Below are 15,270 nucleotides of genomic sequence, written 5' to 3'. Positions count from 1 at the left end.
CGAAGCGGGGCATAAACCGCAAACACGATGAAAGGTATTATTGGTAAAAAAATCGGGATGACAAGCATCTTTGGTACAGACGGCAAGCAAATTGCCTGTACCATCATAGAAGCGGCACCAAACACCGTTACACAGGTAAAAACTGTAGATAACGACGGTTATACTGCACTTCAACTAGCTCTAGGCGACAAGAAAGAGAAACACACTACAAAAGCCGAGCTTAATCACTACGCAAAAGCACAAACTGCTCCTAAGAAATTTGTAAAAGAATTTCGCAATTACTCAATAGAAAAAAATCTGGGCGAAACAATCACTTTAGACATCTTCTCAGAAGGTGACGAAGTAGAAGTTGTAGGCACTACAAAAGGTAAAGGTTTCCAAGGTGTTGTAAAACGTCATGGTTTCTCTGGTGTTGGTGAAGCAACGCACGGTCAGCATGACCGCTCAAGAGCGCCAGGTTCTGTAGGTGGTTCTTCTTATCCTTCACGTGTATTTAAAGGTATGAGAATGGCTGGCCGCATGGGTGGAGACAGAGTTAAAATGAAAGGCTTGAAAGTTGTAAAGATTTTCGCTGAGAAAAATTACATTCTTATTAGTGGTTCAGTTCCTGGCCACAACGGCTCAATCGTTTTAATCCAGAAGTAATCACTTTTAATTTTGAAAAACAATGCAAGTAGATGTTTTAAATATACAAGGACAAAAAACCGGCAGAACGGTTGAATTACCAGATGAAGTATTTGGTGTTGAACCAAACGATCACGTTATTTATTTAGCTGTAAAGCAATATTTAGCTGCTCGTCGTGCAGGTACGCACAAAGTTAAAACGCGTGCAGAAGTACAAGGTGCAAGCCGTAAACTTCACAAACAAAAAGGTACGGGTGGTGCTCGTAAGGGTAATATTCGTAACCCTTTGTACAAAGGTGGTGGTACTATTTTTGGTCCAAAACCACACAAATACGATTTCAAATTGAATCGTAAAGTGAAAGACCTAGCGAAAATCTCGGCACTTAGCTACAAAGCGAAAGATGCTGCTATCTTGGTAGTAGAAGATTTAGCGATGGAAACACCAAAAACAAAACAATTGGTTGACGTATTGAAAGGTTTAAATGTTGCTGACAAAAAATCTATCATCGTTCTTCCTGAATATAATGATAATGTTTATTTAAGCACTCGTAACGTACCAAATGTTACAAGTACTTTATTAGCAGATATCAATACTTACGAAATTATGAATGCTGATGTATTAGTAATTACTGAAAGTACAGCAAACATTTTTGTAGACAATGAAGTAGCTGCAGAAGCTTAATCGAAAACGTTTCAATATTTATACAATGATACTTACAGATGTATTGATAAAGCCTATTTTAACTGAAAAAGCAAACGCTCAGCAAGATTCGTTGCGCAGATATGCTTTTAAAGTAAACCGTAAGGCTAACAAATTGGAAATTAAAACAGCAGTTGAAACTTTTTACGGTGTAACTGTAACAGATGTAAACACATCGGTAGTGCCTGGTAAAAATAAAAGCCGCCAAACCAAAACTGGTCTTGTACAAGGTGTAAAACCTTCTTACAAGAAAGCTTTTGTAACTGTTGCTGAAGGTGAGACAATAGATTTATACGCAAACATTTAATTATAGTAAACGAAGCTGATAAGTTCGTAATAAAAGTTTTAAGAAAATGGCATTAAAGAAATACAAACCAATGACCGCCGGTACGCGCTGGAGAATTGGTAATGCTTATGCTGAAATCACTACTAATAAACCTGAGAAGAGTTTGTTAGAGCCTGTAAAAAAATCAGGTGGTCGTAATGCACAAGGTCGCCGTTCAATGAGATACATTGGTGGTGGTCACAAAAAACATTATCGTATTATAGATTTCAAACGTAATAAGTTTGATGTTGAAGCAACAGTAGCTACTATTGAATACGATCCAAATCGTACTGCATTTATTGCCTTATTGCATTATGCTGATGGTGAGAAAAGATACATATTGGCGCCGCAAGGTTTGCAAGTAGGTGCAAAAGTGATTTCTGGTAACGATTCTGCACCAGAAATTGGTAATGCATTACCAATGAAGAATATGCCTTTAGGTACTATGATTCACAACATTGAAATGCAGCCAGGTCAAGGTGGTAAATTGGTAAGAAGTGCAGGTACTTCTGCTCAGTTAGCCAATAAGGAAGAAAAATACGCGGTTATTAAAATGCCTAGTGGCGAGTTAAGAAAATTATTGATTAACTGTTACGCGACTATTGGTGTTGTTTCTAATAGTGATCATAGCTTGGAACAAGCTGGTAAAGCTGGTGTAAACCGCTGGAAAGGTAGAACGCCAAGAACAAGAGGTGTTGCGATGAACCCAGTTGATCACCCGATGGGTGGTGGTGAAGGTAGAGCTTCTGGTGGTCACCCACGTAGCAGAACTGGTAAATACGCTAAAGGTGAGAAAACTAGAACAAGAGGTAAGGGTAGTGATAAATTAATCATCCAACGTAGAGACGGTAAGAAATTAAGTAAGTAATTTTCATTGTTAAAATATCTTGTAATACAAGAGAATAAACAAATAAATACACAAATATGGGTCGTTCGATTAAAAAAGGTCCTTATGTAGATGCTAACCTAGAGGTAAAAGTATTGAACATAAATGAAGGCAAAGGAAAGAAAGGCGTAATTAAAACTTGGAGCCGTAGAAGCACTATTACTCCAGATTTCGTAGGCCACACTTTCGCAGTTCATAATGGCAACAAATTCATTCCAGTTTATGTAACCGAGTTCATGGTAGGTCATAAATTAGGCGAGTTTTCACCAACAAGAAACTTTAGAGGTCACGCTGGTTCAAAAAAATAAATTAGTTTCTAATTTGAGATAGAAAGTCTCAAATTTCAAATCAAAATAAAATGGAAGCAATAGCTAAATTAAATAACTATCCCACAGGCCCACGTAAGATGCGTTTGTTAGCTGATGTGGTTCGTGGTATGGAAGTGGAAAAAGCCTTGGCTATATTAGAATTTCACCCTCAGCACAATGCAGTGCCTTTAGCAAAATTGTTAAAGAGTGCTATCAGCAACTGGGAGCAAAAGAATAATGGTACAAGTGCAGCTGACAGTAATCTGATTTTAAAAACGATTTTTGTAGATGGTGGTCGCGTTATCAAACGTATGCGTCCAGCACCACAAGGTCGTGGTTATAAAATCCGCAAGCGTAGCAACCATGTAACAATAATTGTAGATTCAAAAAATTAATTGAAACCATAATATGGGTCAGAAAGCAAATCCGATTGGTAACAGGTTAGGTATCATCCGTGGATGGGAAAGTAACTGGTATGCCAACAAGAAAGATTACTCAGTTAAATTAGTTGAAGATAATAAAATTCGTACTTACTTAACTGCTCGTATCAGTAAAGGTGGTATCGCTAGAATTGTTATTGAGCGTACTTTAGGTAAACTAATTGTTACAATCCATACAAGTAAGCCAGGTATCATCATCGGTAAAGGTGGTGGCGAAGTAGATCGCATTAAAGAAGAATTGAAGAAATTGACTAAGAAAGATGATGTTCAAATCAATATCTTAGAGATTCGTCGCCCGGAATTAGATGCTACAATTGTAGGTGATACAATTGCTCGTCAGATCGAAAATCGTATCAACTTCAAACGTGCTATCAAGATGGCTATTGCCTCTACTTTACGCATGGGTGCAGAAGGTATTAAAGTAAGAGTAAGTGGCCGTTTAGGCGGTGCTGAAATTGCACGTTCCGAAGAGATTAAACAAGGTCGTACACCATTGCATACTTTCCGTATGGATATCGATTATGCAAGTGTTTTCGCCCAAACTGTTTATGGTAAAATTGGTATCAAAGTTTGGATCTGTAAAGGTGAGGTTTTAGGTAAAAGAGAACTTAACCCGAACTTTGTAGGAGGCAAGAATGATATGAGCGAGCGCAGAGAAGATCGTGGCGGTGACAGAAGACAAGGTGGTGATAGAAGAGAAGGTGGTCGTCAAGGTGGTGGTGATAGAAGAGGTGGTGAAAACCGTGGTCCAAGAAGAAACTAATTTTCCAATTAGTCAATCAATTATCGAATTTTCAAATTGAAATAAATGTTACAGCCGAAAAGAAGCAAACATAGGAAGCAACAAAAGGGACGCATTCGTGAAGTTGCTAAACGTGGTACTTATATCGCCTTTGGATCTTTTGCACTTAAAGCATTAGAACCAATTTGGTTAACCAGTCGTCAGATTGAAGCTGCCCGTCAAAGTATGACACGTGCGATGAAGAGAGAAGGAAATGTTTGGATACGTGTTTTCCCTGATAAAATTATCACAAACAAGCCTGCAGAGGTGCGTATGGGTAAAGGTAAAGGTAATCCAGAATATTGGGCTGCTGTAGTAGAACCAGGTCGTATCATATTCGAGTGCGACGGTGTAACCGAAGCTATTGCTAAAGAAGCAATGGGTTTAGCAGCACAAAAATTACCAATAGCTACCAAATTTGTCGTAAGAAGAGATTTGCAAGCTTAATTTTAAAAACCTAATGATAATGGTTAAGAAAGTAGAATTTAATAAAGAACTAAGAAACCTGAGTGAGGCTGATTTAAAAGCACGCATTCAAGAAGATAGCTTACGTTTAAAGAAATTAGAATTTGCGCATGCAATTTCTCCTCTTGAAAATCCAGTAAGCATTCGTGGTTTGAGAAGAGATATTGCCCGTCTAAAAACGGAATTAACAAAAAGAGCTTTGGCTTAATAAACCAGATAACATGGAGACTACGGTTGTAAGAAATTTGCGTAAAACAAGGGTTGGTACAGTTACCAGCAATAAGATGACTAAAACCATCACTGTTGCAGTTGAAAGAAAAGTGAAACACCCTATTTATGGTAAGTTCGTAAAGAAAACTACCAAATTCCACGCTCATGACGAAAAAAATGAGTGTACAATTGGTGACGTTGTAAAAATTATGGAAACTCGTCCACTTAGTAAAACTAAGCGTTGGAGACTTGTGGAAGTAATTGAGAAAGCGAAATAATATTTTATCAAGCTACGTGCTGATTGATTTAGCCTTAGCCTCTGAATATAAATTGTGTTAATAACCAATAGCAAGTGCTAGCGGTGAAAAGCTTAAGAAAATGATCCAGCAAGAAAGTAGATTAAATGTAGCTGATAATAGTGGTGCCAAAGAGGTACTTTGTATTAAAGTACTTGGTAATAGTGGTCAAGACTATGCTAAAATTGGCGATAAAATTGTTGTTACCGTAAAGGCAGCGATACCTGCAGGTGGCATTAAAAAGGGTACTGTGTCAAAAGCAGTTATCGTTCGTACAAAAAATAAGTTACGTAGAAAAGATGGTTCTTATATCCGTTTTGATGACAATGCGGTGGTATTGTTAAACAATGCTGATGATCCTCGTGGTACACGTATCTTTGGCCCAGTTGCACGTGAACTGCGTGATAAAGGTTACATGAAAATTATTTCTCTGGCACCAGAGGTTCTTTAGTAGAACCGAAGATGAACAGTTCCAATGTGCGACGCAACGATCGTAGCGCATAGATTCTTAGCTGATAACAAAAATATTTATCTGTCAATGGCAGAAAAGACAAAAGGGTAATAAAAATGAGTACAAGATTTAAACCCAAATTTAACATCAAGAAAGGCGACAACGTAGTTGTCATTGCTGGTGATGATAAAGATTTGAAAAAGCCTCGCAAGGTTTTAGAAGTGATAGTAGATAAAGGTAGAGTGGTTGTTGAAGGTGTTGCTATTGCTACTAAACATACTAAGCCTACGGCTCAAAACACGAAAGGTGGCATTGTAAAAGTAGAAGCTTCTATCAGCATTTCAAATGTGATGTTGTGGGATGCTAAAACTGGTTCTGCTACTAAAGTAACACGCACAAGAGAAAACGGTAAATTAGTTCGTATAGCTAAAAAATCAGGGGAGGTAATTAAATAATGAGCACAGTAAAATATACTCCGAGATTAGCAGATAAATATACTAAAGAAGTTATTCCTGCTTTGATGAAGAAGTTTGATTACAAAACTGTAATGCAAGCTCCTAAGTTGCAAAAAATTTGTGTTAACCGTGGTGTTAACGGTGCTGTTACTGATAAAAAATTAGTGGACATCGCTGTAGAAGAACTTAACACTATCACTGGTCAGAAATCTGTTCCTACATATTCTAAAAAAGATATCTCTAATTTCAAATTACGTAGAGGTATGCCAATTGGTGCTAGAGTAACCTTACGTGGTGAGAAAATGTATGAATTCTTAGACAGATTAGTTTCTGTTGCTTTACCACGTGTGCGTGATTTCAAAGGTATTAGCGATAAAGCTTTTGACGGTAGAGGTAACTATACATTAGGTGTAACTGAACAAATCATTTTCCCTGAAATTGATATTGATAAAGTAAATAAAATTACTGGTTTAGATATCACTTTTGTAACCACAGCTACTACTAACGAAGAAGCTTACGAGTTACTAAAAGAATTGGGTATGCCGTTTAAAAATATTAAAAAAGACAACTAAAATAATATGGCAAAAGAGTCAATAAAAGCCAGACAAAGAAAACGCGAAAAGATAGTAGCGAAATTTGCTGAAAAACGCGCCGCTTTAAAAGAAGCTGGTGATTATGCAGCATTAGATTTACTACCAAAAAACGCTTCACCTGTAAGATTAAAAAACCGTTGCCAATTGACAGGTCGTCCTAAAGGTTATATGAGATACTTTGGTATTTCACGTGTGATCTTCCGTGATATGGCTTTAAACGGTTTGATACCTGGCGTTAAGAAAGCGAGTTGGTAATCTGCTCAAGCCCTTTAGGGAACTAAGCAAATATTTTTTACAACAAGATTTAATTTATATAAACATGGTAACTGATCCTATAGCAGACTTTTTAACAAGGATTCGTAATGCTCAAATGGCTGGTCATAGAATAGTTGAAATTCCAGCTTCTAACCTAAAGAAGCGTTTGACTGAAATTTTATATGAGCAAGGTTACATTTTAAAATACAAGTTTGAGGATGATTCAAAGCAAGGTTTAATCAAAATTGCCTTGAAATATGATCCTACAACCAAACAAGCAGCTATCCGCTCTTTAGAAAGAGTTAGTCGCCCGGGTTTGCGTCAATATGCTAAACCTGCTGAGATTAAAAGAGTAATCAACGGATTAGGGGTTGCTATTATTAGTACATCAAAAGGTGTGATTACCGATAAGCAAGCGAAAGCCTTGAATGTTGGTGGTGAAGTACTTTGTTATATCAGCTAATTGTATTTGTTCGATAATATAAGCCTTTTAGTCGGGGCTGAACACGAACTATTTTCTAATACTTAATTTAAAACGACTATGTCTCGTATAGGTAAAAAACCGGTAGCCATTCCAAATGGTGTTACCATCACAGTGGGAAAGGACAATGTGGTTACAGTTAAAGGCCCTAAAGCCACTTTGTCTGAAACATTAGACAGAGATATTAAGGCTGAGGTTGTAGGTAATGAATTAATCATTACACGTCCTACAGATCAAATTCGTCACCGTGCTATGCATGGTTTGTACCGTTCTTTAGTGCATAATCTTGTTATTGGTGTCACTGAAGGTTTCAAAAAAGATCTTGAACTTGTGGGTGTTGGTTACAAAGCTTCTAACGCTGGTAATACATTAGACTTAGCGCTTGGGTATTCTCACAATATCATTTTTGAAGTGCCTAAAGAGTTGAAAGTAAACACTGTTACTGAAAAAGGTAAAAACCCCATTATATCTTTAGAAGGTAGCGATAAACAATTAATTGGTCAAGTTGCTGCTAAATTGAGAAGCTTACGTAAGCCAGAGCCATATAAAGGTAAGGGTGTTAAATATGTGGGTGAAGTATTAAGAAGAAAAGCGGGTAAAGCAGCTGGTAAATAATTATAACTAATAAACTTCCGGCAGAATCGGAGGATGTAAATAGAAGACAATGAACACTAAATTAGAACAAAGACAAAAAATCAGATTCCGTATTCGTAAAAAGGTGTCTGGTACGGCTTTAAAGCCACGTTTGTCTGTATTCAGAAGTAATGCTGAAATCTATGCACAACTGATTGATGATGAGAAAGCTGTAACATTGGCTGCATCTTCTTCAAGAGAAAAGGATATTGTGGCACAAAAAGTTAATAAGACTGAAAAGTCTAAACTTGTTGGTGCTTCAATTGCCCTAAAAGCAAAAGAATTAGGTATAGCTGCTTGCGTATTTGATAGAGGTGGTAATCTTTATCATGGTCGTATCAAAGCTGTAGCGGACGGTGCTAGAGAAGGAGGTTTACAATTTTAATTTCTATTATAACAAATAATATTTAGATAAATGTCTAAAATACTTGATTCTAAAATAAAAGCAGGTGCTGATGTGGAACTAAAAGAAAAGGTAGTTGCTATCAACCGTGTTGTTAAAACAACAAAAGGTGGTCGTACTTTCAGTTTCTCTGCGCTTGTAGTTGTTGGTAACGACAATGGTGTGGTTGGCCAGGGTTTAGGTAAGGCAAAAGAAGTACAAGAAGCAATTGCTAAAGGTATTGATGATGCAAAGAAAAATTTGGTGAAAGTACCTGTTATGCATGGTACAATCCCTCACGAACAATTGGCAAAATCTGGTGCTGCTAAGGTTTTAATTAAACCAGCTGCGCATGGTGCGGGTGTAATTGCGGGTGGTAGTATGCGTGCCGTTTTAGAAAGTGCAGGTATTACTGACGTTCTTGCTAAGAGTTTAGGGTCAGCTAATCCGCATAATGTGGTTAAAGCAACCATCGAAGCATTGAAATTATTACGTGAACCAGTGCAAGTATCAAAAACACGTGGTATCAAATTAAGTAAAGTATTTAACGGATAAATAAGTCAAGCGCAAATTGGTTTAGTGTAGTAACTATCCTATATTTGACAACCGACCAAATAACTAAGGTTATGGCAAAGATTAAAATCACACAGGTTAAAAGCGGTATCGATAGATCTGAGCGCCAAAAGCAAACACTAATTGCTCTAGGCCTTAGAAAAATTAATGCTACTAAAGAAGTAGAAGCTACTCCTCAAATATTAGGTATGGTTAATAAAGTTAGCCACCTAGTTAAGGTTGAAGAATTAGCATAATTATATAACAAGCGAGGGGTGATACCCCGTAAGTACAAAATCAGTTATTATGAAATTACATACGCTAAAACCTGCAGAAGGTTCAGTACATAAAGAAAAGAGAATTGGTCGTGGTGAGGCAAGTGGTAAGGGTGGTACTTCAACACAAGGTAATAAAGGTAGCCAACAACGTGCTGGTTACCAACGTAAAAATGCCTTTGAAGGTGGTCAGATGCCGATTCAACGTCGTATCCCCAAGCGCGGTTTCAAAAACAATAATAAAATTGAATTTGTAGTTTTCAATTTAGGTCAAATTGAAACATTACAAGAAAAATATGCCTTCCCTGAATTTTCTGTTGAACAGTTGTATATCAACGGTTTGATTGGTAAAACTGACAAAGTTAAAATTTTGGGTACAGGTGAATTAAAATCAAATCTTACTTTTAAAGTAAACGCATTAAGTGCCAAAGCTAAGGAGGCCATTGAGGCTGCTGGTGGCAGCGTTGAAATTGTAAAGTAATTTAACGTAATTTGCCAGACGCATCCATCAACGATGCGTCTTTTTTGGTTTTAGGGAATTAACTTTTAACTCAAGAACTAACGTGAAAAAATTCATAGACACGCTTAAAAACATTTGGACGATTGAGGAACTGCGTAGTAAAATCATCGTAACCTTAGCTTTTGTATTCGTTTACCGTTTAGGTAATCACATTGTATTGCCAGGCATTGATCCTACTTTGTTAGAAGCTGCTAAGGCAAATTCTAAGAGTAATGGCTTACTTAGTCTGTTTGATACTTTTGCTGGTGGTGGTTTTTCTCAAGCCTCTATATTGGCGCTTGGTATTATGCCATATATCTCAGCTTCTATTTTTATGCAGTTGATGACTATTTTGGTACCTCAATTACAAAAAGTTCAAAAGGAAGGTGAAAGTGGACGTAAGAAAATCAATCAGTGGACAAGGTATCTAACCATCATTGTAACCATGTTTCAAGCAGGTGCCTATATTGCTTATTTGAAAAGTCCGGGTTATGCAGAAGCTTTGATTCCTGCTTATGCTAGTTTCTTCACTGTTTCTACAATAATCACGTTAACTGCTGGTACTTTATTTGTAATGTGGTTAGGTGAAAAAATACAAGATAAAGGTTTAGGTAACGGTACTTCTATCATTATCATGGTTGGTATCTTGGCTCGTTTACCACAATCGGTTTTGCAAGAGTTTACTGCAAAGAGTGAAAAAGCTGGCGGTGGTTTATTGATTTTCTTGATAGAGGTTGCCATCTTAGTAGCCATTATCATGGGATTAATTATCCTAGTACAAGGGGTTCGTAAAATACCAGTTAATTATGCCAAACAAATTATTGGTAATCGCCAATTTGGTGGTGCAAGACAATTTTTACCAGTGAAAGTGAATAGTGCTGGTGTTATGCCAATCATTTTTGCGCAAGCGATTATGTTTTTACCAACTTTGGTGTCTTTTACTAATCTTGATTCAGCTAAAGGCTTAGTGAAAATATTCAGTGATCATAGTAATGTTTGGTACATGATTATTTACTCAGTAATGGTAATTGGTTTTACCTTCTTATACACGGCATTAATCTTTAATCCTAAACAAATTGCTGAAGATTTAAAACGTAATAATGGTTTTGTTCCTGGTGTAAAACCAGGGGAACCAACTGCAGATTATATTGGTGCGATTATGGATAAAATTACCTTACCAGGTGCTATTTTCTTAGCAGCAGTAGGTATTTTACCAGGCTTTGCACAACGTTTAGGTGTAACACAGGGCTTTAGTACCTTTTTCGGTGGTACGAGTTTGCTAATCATGGTAGGTGTGGTATTAGATACCTTACAACAAATTGAAACATATTTATTGATGCGTCAATATGATGGTTTAATGAGTAGTGGTCGTGTACAAGGTAGACAAGTTTCTAGCAGTATGCCTACAACAACTATCTAATTTTTATATTTTATTTAAATAGTATTAAACCTGTTGGGCTATCCTGACAGGTTTTTATTTTGGCGCATTTTTTACTTTTTTAAAATTAGCTGCGTTTTTATAAATCATTTCAAGCGATATATAATGAGTTTTTCTAAAAATTTGGTGTATTATAAAACAGAGGCAGAAGTAGAGTTTATGAAAAAGGCCGCTACATTGGTGAGTAAAACACTTACTGAAGTAGCTAAAATGTTAAAGCCGGGCGTTACCACTTTGCAAATTGATAAGCTATGTGCAGAGTTTGTAAAAGATAATAGCGCTATTCCTTCATTTTACAATTACAGAGGCTACCCACATCATATTTGTGCAAGTGTTAACGATGTAGTGGTTCATGGTTTTCCTAATGATATTGCATTAAAGGATGGCGATATTGTGTCTATCGATATGGGCGTTATTTTAAATGGTTGGCATGGTGATCATGCTTATACTTTTGTTATAGGCGAAGCAAGTGCAGACACAATGAAACTAGTAAATATTACCAAAGAAAGTCTCTATAAAGGCATTGAAAAAGCTATTGTTAATAACCGTATTGGTGACATTGCTTTTGCCATCCAAGAACATACTGAAAGAAAACACAAATATGGTGTGGTAAGAGAGCTTGTAGGGCATGGGCTTGGCAAAAACTTACACGAAGATCCCAATGTACCAAACTTCGGTATGCGTGGCACTGGTATGAAATTGAAAGAAAATTTAGTACTGGCAATAGAGCCAATGATTAATATGGGTAAAAAAGATGTGTTCACCGATAGTGATGGCTGGACAGTTAAAACAAAAGATGGTTTGCCATCAGTCCATTTTGAACATGATGTGTGTGTGAAACGTGGCAAAGCACTTATATTATCGGATTATACTATTATTGAAGCCGCTGAGCAAGCTAATCCAAATTTAACACCTTCAGCTGTTATATCATTTTAAGGAACAAAGGACTTTCTGTTACAGAAAGTCCTTTGTTAGTAAAGCAGGCACATATTAGATAACTGCTTTTCTGACTCTTACTAATTGTTCTAGCAGATTTTCTAGTTTACTCAAGTGCAACATATTGGCACCATCACTTAGGGCTACAGCCGGGTTGGGATGTGTTTCTATAAATAAACCATCTGCACCTGTTGCAATAGCAGCTTTGGCAATGGTTGTAATCAAATTAGGATTACCACCAGTAACGCCACTTGTTTGATTAGGTTGTTGTAAACTGTGTGTACAATCCATGATTACGGGCACCCCATGTTCGCTCATCCAAGGGATGTTTCTATAGTCAACTACCAAATCTTGGTAACCAAAAAAGTTGCCTCTTTCTGTAAGCATCACTTTGTTGTTACCAGCTTTTTGAATTTTTTCAACCGCAAACTTCATAGAAGGGCCATTTAAAAATTGCCCTTTTTTCACGTTTACTATTTTGCCAGTTTCAGCAGCAGCGATCAATAAGTCCGTTTGTCTGCATAAAAAGGCAGGTATTTGTAAAATATCTATGTATTTCGCAGCTTCGGCAGCTTCTTCATGGGCATGGATATCAGAAGTGGTTGGCAATTGAAAAGTATCGCCTACTTTCTTTATCAAATCAAGGCCAACGCTATCGCCCAAACCTGTGAATGAGGCTGCATTTGTGCGGTTGGCTTTACGATAACTCGCTTTAAATACATAAGGTATTTCTAGCCTACGGCAAATTTTAGACACTTTATCCGCTATTTCCATTACCAATTCTTCACCCTCTACCACACATGGGCCTGCTATTAAAAAAAAGTTATCAGGATTGTATGATTGTTTTTCAAATAAATTAGACAAATAAGATGGTATCATTCTTAGTATTTTTAAATGTAGAATGGTGCGAAATTAGGCAAATGCATTTGTTTGGTATTATTTTACAAAACACACCAAGGCTTTTCATTGTATTGCCAGTGTATTTTAGCATCATTAGTTTATTACCATGATTATTTCTTTAAAGCGCTTTAGGTTATGCCATTTTTTTGTTTTTGTAAGTATTATGATTACTTACAAAACATTGGCACAAAACATAAAAACTCCCAACAATAGCCCAGCTATTTTTCTAGTTGTATTAGGTAATGTACAAGATGCCGGTTATCCACAAATAGGCTGTACCAAAGATTGTTGCAAAGCTTATTGGCAGCATCAACAAACAAAAAAACTAGTTACTAGTCTTGCTTTGGTAGATAATACAACCAATCAATATTGGCTGTTTGAAGCAACACCAGATATCTCTGAGGAATTGCAATTTGTACAACATTATACCACTAAATCAACAAGTTTTCAGCCTGCTGGTATTTTTATAACCCATGCACATATTGGTCATTATACAGGGCTAATGCAATTGGGCAGAGAAGCTTTGGGTGCAAAAAATATTTCAGTATTTACCATGCCAAGGTTGCAAACGTATTTACAAAATAACGGTCCTTGGAGCCAGTTAGTAGCGCTCAATAATATTCATTTACAAAAAATGCAAGCTGATGAAACCATTGCTCTTACTGCTTCTATATCTGTTACACCAATATTAGTACCGCACCGCGATGAATACTCTGAAACAGTGGGTTTTGTTATTGCTACTAGCCGCAAAAAAGTATTGTTTATTCCAGATATAGATAAATGGGAAAAATGCGACAAAAGTATTATTGCCGAAATCGCGAAAGTAGATATTGCCTTAATTGATGGTACGTTTTACGCCAATGGTGAATTGCCTGATAGAGACATGAAAGAGATTCCACATCCTTTTGTTGCCGAAAGTTTGGCTTTGTTTAGTAACTTACCACAGAAGGATAAGGCTAAAATTTATTTTATTCATTTCAACCATACCAATCCATTATTAAATTCAAAATCAAAAGAGCGTCAAGACTTATTGCTAAAGGGTTTCAAAGCTGCTGATCAAGGTTTAGTAATTGGGATGTAATAATGATTACACCTCTTCCTCTCATCAATTTCTCTTTTTTGTAACAATAACATCGAACATCTTTGTAAATTACTAAACGAAACATTTCACAATGGCAAAAGATAAAATATTGGTGATTGGCGCAAGTGGTCAAATAGGTGTAGAACTAACCTTGGCACTACGAAAAATTTATGGTAATAACAATGTTATTGCTAGTGATTTGCGTGAAGAGAACGAACTCCTAAAAGGCACGGGCCCGTATGTAAGTATTGATGTGATGAATAAAGAGATGCTACATGTGCAAGTCATCCGTCAAAACATCACACAGATTTATCTTTTAGCAGCCATACTTTCGGCCACGGGCGAAAAAAATCCGACACTAGCGTGGAATCTTAATATGCAGGGATTGCTTAATGTATTAGATATTGCTAGAGAAGAAAACCTTAAAAAGGTGTATTGGCCCTCTTCTATCGCTGTTTTTGGTCCTACAAGTCCTAAGCAAAACTGCCCACAACAAACTGTTATAGAGCCTATAACGGTGTACGGCATCAGTAAGTATGCTGGCGAATTTTGGTGTAATTATTATTACCAGCGCTTTGGTCTCGATGTGCGTAGCTTGCGTTATCCGGGCCTTATAAGTTATAAGTCAGCACCAGGTGGCGGCACTACCGATTATGCTGTAGAAATTTTTAACGAAGCCATCGAAAACAAAACTTACCAATGCTTCCTTAGCGAAAATACCTACCTGCCAATGATGTATATGACCGACGCCATCAATGCAACCATTAATTTAATGGAAGCACCAGCAGATAACATTTCAGTACGTACATCCTACAATGTTGCCGGCGTAAGTTTTTCACCTAAAGAAATTGCTGCCGAAATACAAACACATATTCCAGACTTTACCATCAGCTACAAGCCTGATAGCAGACAAAATATAGCAGACAGTTGGCCTCAGAGCATCGATGATACCGTTGCAAGAAATGATTGGGGCTGGCAGCCAGCTTTTAATTTGCAAAAATTAACTATAGAAATGCTAGATAATCTAAAACTGTCGCTTTAATGTTCGTTCTTTAATGTTACAATCTGTAGTAATACTATTGTACTGCATAGGCGTCGCACACTGCAACTGTAGAACTATCTTCAACTTTTATCAAAGCTTAGAATGTACTCGTAGCAATACTCTCAGCTATATTGGTTAATTATCGGGTAACTTTTTTTTCAATAAAAGCGCAAATACATTTGTTGGTTTGCAAAAGCGTTCTATATTTGCACCCCGCTTGGATAAAAGGTGAGAAGTTCTTTAGGAGTTGAGATAATATGTG

25 protein-coding genes are annotated in these 15,270 nt (G+C 36.9%); 24 read left to right on the top strand and 1 reads right to left on the bottom strand.

The window, feature by feature from the left end; all coding sequences use genetic code 11:
• Window positions 1-27 precede the first annotated feature (27 nt).
• The 22 genes from rplC (at window position 28) to map (ending at window position 11,985) form a co-directional block, all read left to right on the top strand.
• Window positions 28-645 (top strand): 50S ribosomal protein L3, encoded by a 618-nt coding sequence (gene rplC / locus ACFOW1_RS06910; protein ID WP_379013154.1) that lies wholly within the window; start codon window positions 28-30, stop codon window positions 643-645.
• Window positions 646-667: 22 nt separating this feature from the next.
• A complete protein-coding gene (rplD, locus tag ACFOW1_RS06905) occupies window positions 668-1,306 on the top strand; it encodes a 50S ribosomal protein L4 (protein WP_379013152.1) in 639 nt (212 codons plus the stop codon).
• Between the two features lie 25 nt (window positions 1,307-1,331).
• Window positions 1,332-1,631 (top strand): 50S ribosomal protein L23, encoded by a 300-nt coding sequence (rplW, locus tag ACFOW1_RS06900; RefSeq protein ID WP_379013151.1) that lies wholly within the window; start codon window positions 1,332-1,334, stop codon window positions 1,629-1,631.
• Window positions 1,632-1,677: 46 nt separating this feature from the next.
• On the top strand, window positions 1,678-2,517 hold the full coding sequence (rplB, locus tag ACFOW1_RS06895) for a 50S ribosomal protein L2 (protein WP_379013150.1): 840 nt from the start codon (window positions 1,678-1,680) through the stop codon (window positions 2,515-2,517).
• A gap of 56 nt (window positions 2,518-2,573) precedes the next feature.
• Window positions 2,574-2,843 carry a 30S ribosomal protein S19 gene (gene rpsS, locus ACFOW1_RS06890; protein WP_379013148.1) on the top strand — a complete coding sequence of 90 codons (270 nt, stop codon included), beginning with the start codon at window positions 2,574-2,576 and terminating at the stop codon, window positions 2,841-2,843.
• Between the two features lie 50 nt (window positions 2,844-2,893).
• Window positions 2,894-3,238, top strand: coding sequence for a 50S ribosomal protein L22 (rplV, locus tag ACFOW1_RS06885; RefSeq protein ID WP_379013147.1), 345 nt, complete (start codon window positions 2,894-2,896; stop codon window positions 3,236-3,238).
• Window positions 3,239-3,251: 13 nt separating this feature from the next.
• Complete coding sequence (rpsC, locus tag ACFOW1_RS06880; RefSeq protein WP_379013146.1) at window positions 3,252-4,046, top strand: 30S ribosomal protein S3; 795 nt, start codon at window positions 3,252-3,254, stop codon at window positions 4,044-4,046.
• A 45-nt stretch (window positions 4,047-4,091) separates the two neighbouring features.
• Window positions 4,092-4,511: a 50S ribosomal protein L16 gene (gene rplP, locus ACFOW1_RS06875; RefSeq protein ID WP_379013145.1), complete on the top strand. Its 420-nt coding sequence runs from the start codon at window positions 4,092-4,094 to the stop codon at window positions 4,509-4,511.
• A gap of 19 nt (window positions 4,512-4,530) precedes the next feature.
• Window positions 4,531-4,737 carry a 50S ribosomal protein L29 gene (gene rpmC / locus ACFOW1_RS06870; RefSeq protein ID WP_379013144.1) on the top strand — a complete coding sequence of 69 codons (207 nt, stop codon included), beginning with the start codon at window positions 4,531-4,533 and terminating at the stop codon, window positions 4,735-4,737.
• A 13-nt stretch (window positions 4,738-4,750) separates the two neighbouring features.
• Entirely contained in the window at window positions 4,751-5,017 is a 267-nt protein-coding gene (gene rpsQ, locus ACFOW1_RS06865) for a 30S ribosomal protein S17 (protein ID WP_379013142.1), read from the top strand.
• 100 nt (window positions 5,018-5,117) lie between these two features.
• Window positions 5,118-5,486, top strand: coding sequence for a 50S ribosomal protein L14 (rplN, locus tag ACFOW1_RS06860; RefSeq protein ID WP_379013141.1), 369 nt, complete (start codon window positions 5,118-5,120; stop codon window positions 5,484-5,486).
• A 116-nt stretch (window positions 5,487-5,602) separates the two neighbouring features.
• Complete coding sequence (rplX, locus tag ACFOW1_RS06855; RefSeq protein WP_379013139.1) at window positions 5,603-5,941, top strand: 50S ribosomal protein L24; 339 nt, start codon at window positions 5,603-5,605, stop codon at window positions 5,939-5,941.
• A complete protein-coding gene (gene rplE, locus ACFOW1_RS06850; RefSeq protein ID WP_379013138.1) occupies window positions 5,941-6,513 on the top strand; it encodes a 50S ribosomal protein L5 in 573 nt (190 codons plus the stop codon). The genes rplX and rplE overlap by 1 nt, the downstream gene beginning before the upstream one ends.
• A 6-nt stretch (window positions 6,514-6,519) precedes the next feature.
• On the top strand, window positions 6,520-6,789 hold the full coding sequence (gene rpsN, locus ACFOW1_RS06845) for a 30S ribosomal protein S14 (protein ID WP_379013137.1): 270 nt from the start codon (window positions 6,520-6,522) through the stop codon (window positions 6,787-6,789).
• A gap of 64 nt (window positions 6,790-6,853) precedes the next feature.
• A complete protein-coding gene (rpsH, locus tag ACFOW1_RS06840; RefSeq protein WP_379013136.1) occupies window positions 6,854-7,252 on the top strand; it encodes a 30S ribosomal protein S8 in 399 nt (132 codons plus the stop codon).
• 78 nt (window positions 7,253-7,330) lie between these two features.
• On the top strand, window positions 7,331-7,885 hold the full coding sequence (rplF, locus tag ACFOW1_RS06835; RefSeq protein ID WP_379013135.1) for a 50S ribosomal protein L6: 555 nt from the start codon (window positions 7,331-7,333) through the stop codon (window positions 7,883-7,885).
• A gap of 49 nt (window positions 7,886-7,934) precedes the next feature.
• On the top strand, window positions 7,935-8,288 hold the full coding sequence (rplR, locus tag ACFOW1_RS06830; RefSeq protein WP_379013133.1) for a 50S ribosomal protein L18: 354 nt from the start codon (window positions 7,935-7,937) through the stop codon (window positions 8,286-8,288).
• A 30-nt stretch (window positions 8,289-8,318) separates the two neighbouring features.
• Window positions 8,319-8,840 (top strand): 30S ribosomal protein S5, encoded by a 522-nt coding sequence (gene rpsE, locus ACFOW1_RS06825; protein ID WP_379013131.1) that lies wholly within the window; start codon window positions 8,319-8,321, stop codon window positions 8,838-8,840.
• Window positions 8,841-8,911: 71 nt separating this feature from the next.
• Window positions 8,912-9,094: a 50S ribosomal protein L30 gene (gene rpmD, locus ACFOW1_RS06820; RefSeq protein ID WP_379013130.1), complete on the top strand. Its 183-nt coding sequence runs from the start codon at window positions 8,912-8,914 to the stop codon at window positions 9,092-9,094.
• A gap of 49 nt (window positions 9,095-9,143) precedes the next feature.
• Window positions 9,144-9,593: a 50S ribosomal protein L15 gene (gene rplO / locus ACFOW1_RS06815; RefSeq protein WP_379013129.1), complete on the top strand. Its 450-nt coding sequence runs from the start codon at window positions 9,144-9,146 to the stop codon at window positions 9,591-9,593.
• A gap of 82 nt (window positions 9,594-9,675) precedes the next feature.
• A complete protein-coding gene (gene secY / locus ACFOW1_RS06810; RefSeq protein WP_379013127.1) occupies window positions 9,676-11,031 on the top strand; it encodes a preprotein translocase subunit SecY in 1,356 nt (451 codons plus the stop codon).
• A gap of 123 nt (window positions 11,032-11,154) precedes the next feature.
• On the top strand, window positions 11,155-11,985 hold the full coding sequence (gene map, locus ACFOW1_RS06805; RefSeq protein ID WP_379013126.1) for a type I methionyl aminopeptidase: 831 nt from the start codon (window positions 11,155-11,157) through the stop codon (window positions 11,983-11,985).
• A 54-nt stretch (window positions 11,986-12,039) separates the two neighbouring features.
• On the opposite strand, the gene kdsA is transcribed toward map, so the two are convergent.
• Entirely contained in the window at window positions 12,040-12,864 is an 825-nt protein-coding gene (gene kdsA, locus ACFOW1_RS06800; protein WP_379013124.1) for a 3-deoxy-8-phosphooctulonate synthase, read from the bottom strand.
• A 127-nt stretch (window positions 12,865-12,991) separates the two neighbouring features.
• Between kdsA and ACFOW1_RS06795 the strand changes: the two genes are divergently transcribed.
• Together ACFOW1_RS06795 and ACFOW1_RS06790 are read left to right on the top strand one after the other, a co-directional pair.
• On the top strand, window positions 12,992-13,966 hold the full coding sequence (locus ACFOW1_RS06795) for an MBL fold metallo-hydrolase (protein ID WP_379013122.1): 975 nt from the start codon (window positions 12,992-12,994) through the stop codon (window positions 13,964-13,966).
• A 91-nt stretch (window positions 13,967-14,057) separates the two neighbouring features.
• Window positions 14,058-15,008 carry an NAD-dependent epimerase/dehydratase family protein gene (locus ACFOW1_RS06790; protein WP_379013121.1) on the top strand — a complete coding sequence of 317 codons (951 nt, stop codon included), beginning with the start codon at window positions 14,058-14,060 and terminating at the stop codon, window positions 15,006-15,008.
• Window positions 15,009-15,270: the final 262 nt, after the last annotated feature.

It is taken from the genome of Parasediminibacterium paludis (assembly GCF_042651445.1).
Lineage (GTDB): Bacteria > Bacteroidota > Bacteroidia > Chitinophagales > Chitinophagaceae > Parasediminibacterium > Parasediminibacterium paludis.
Note: the sequence above shows the minus strand (reverse complement) of the source record. Positions and strands in the feature narration are given on the sequence as shown.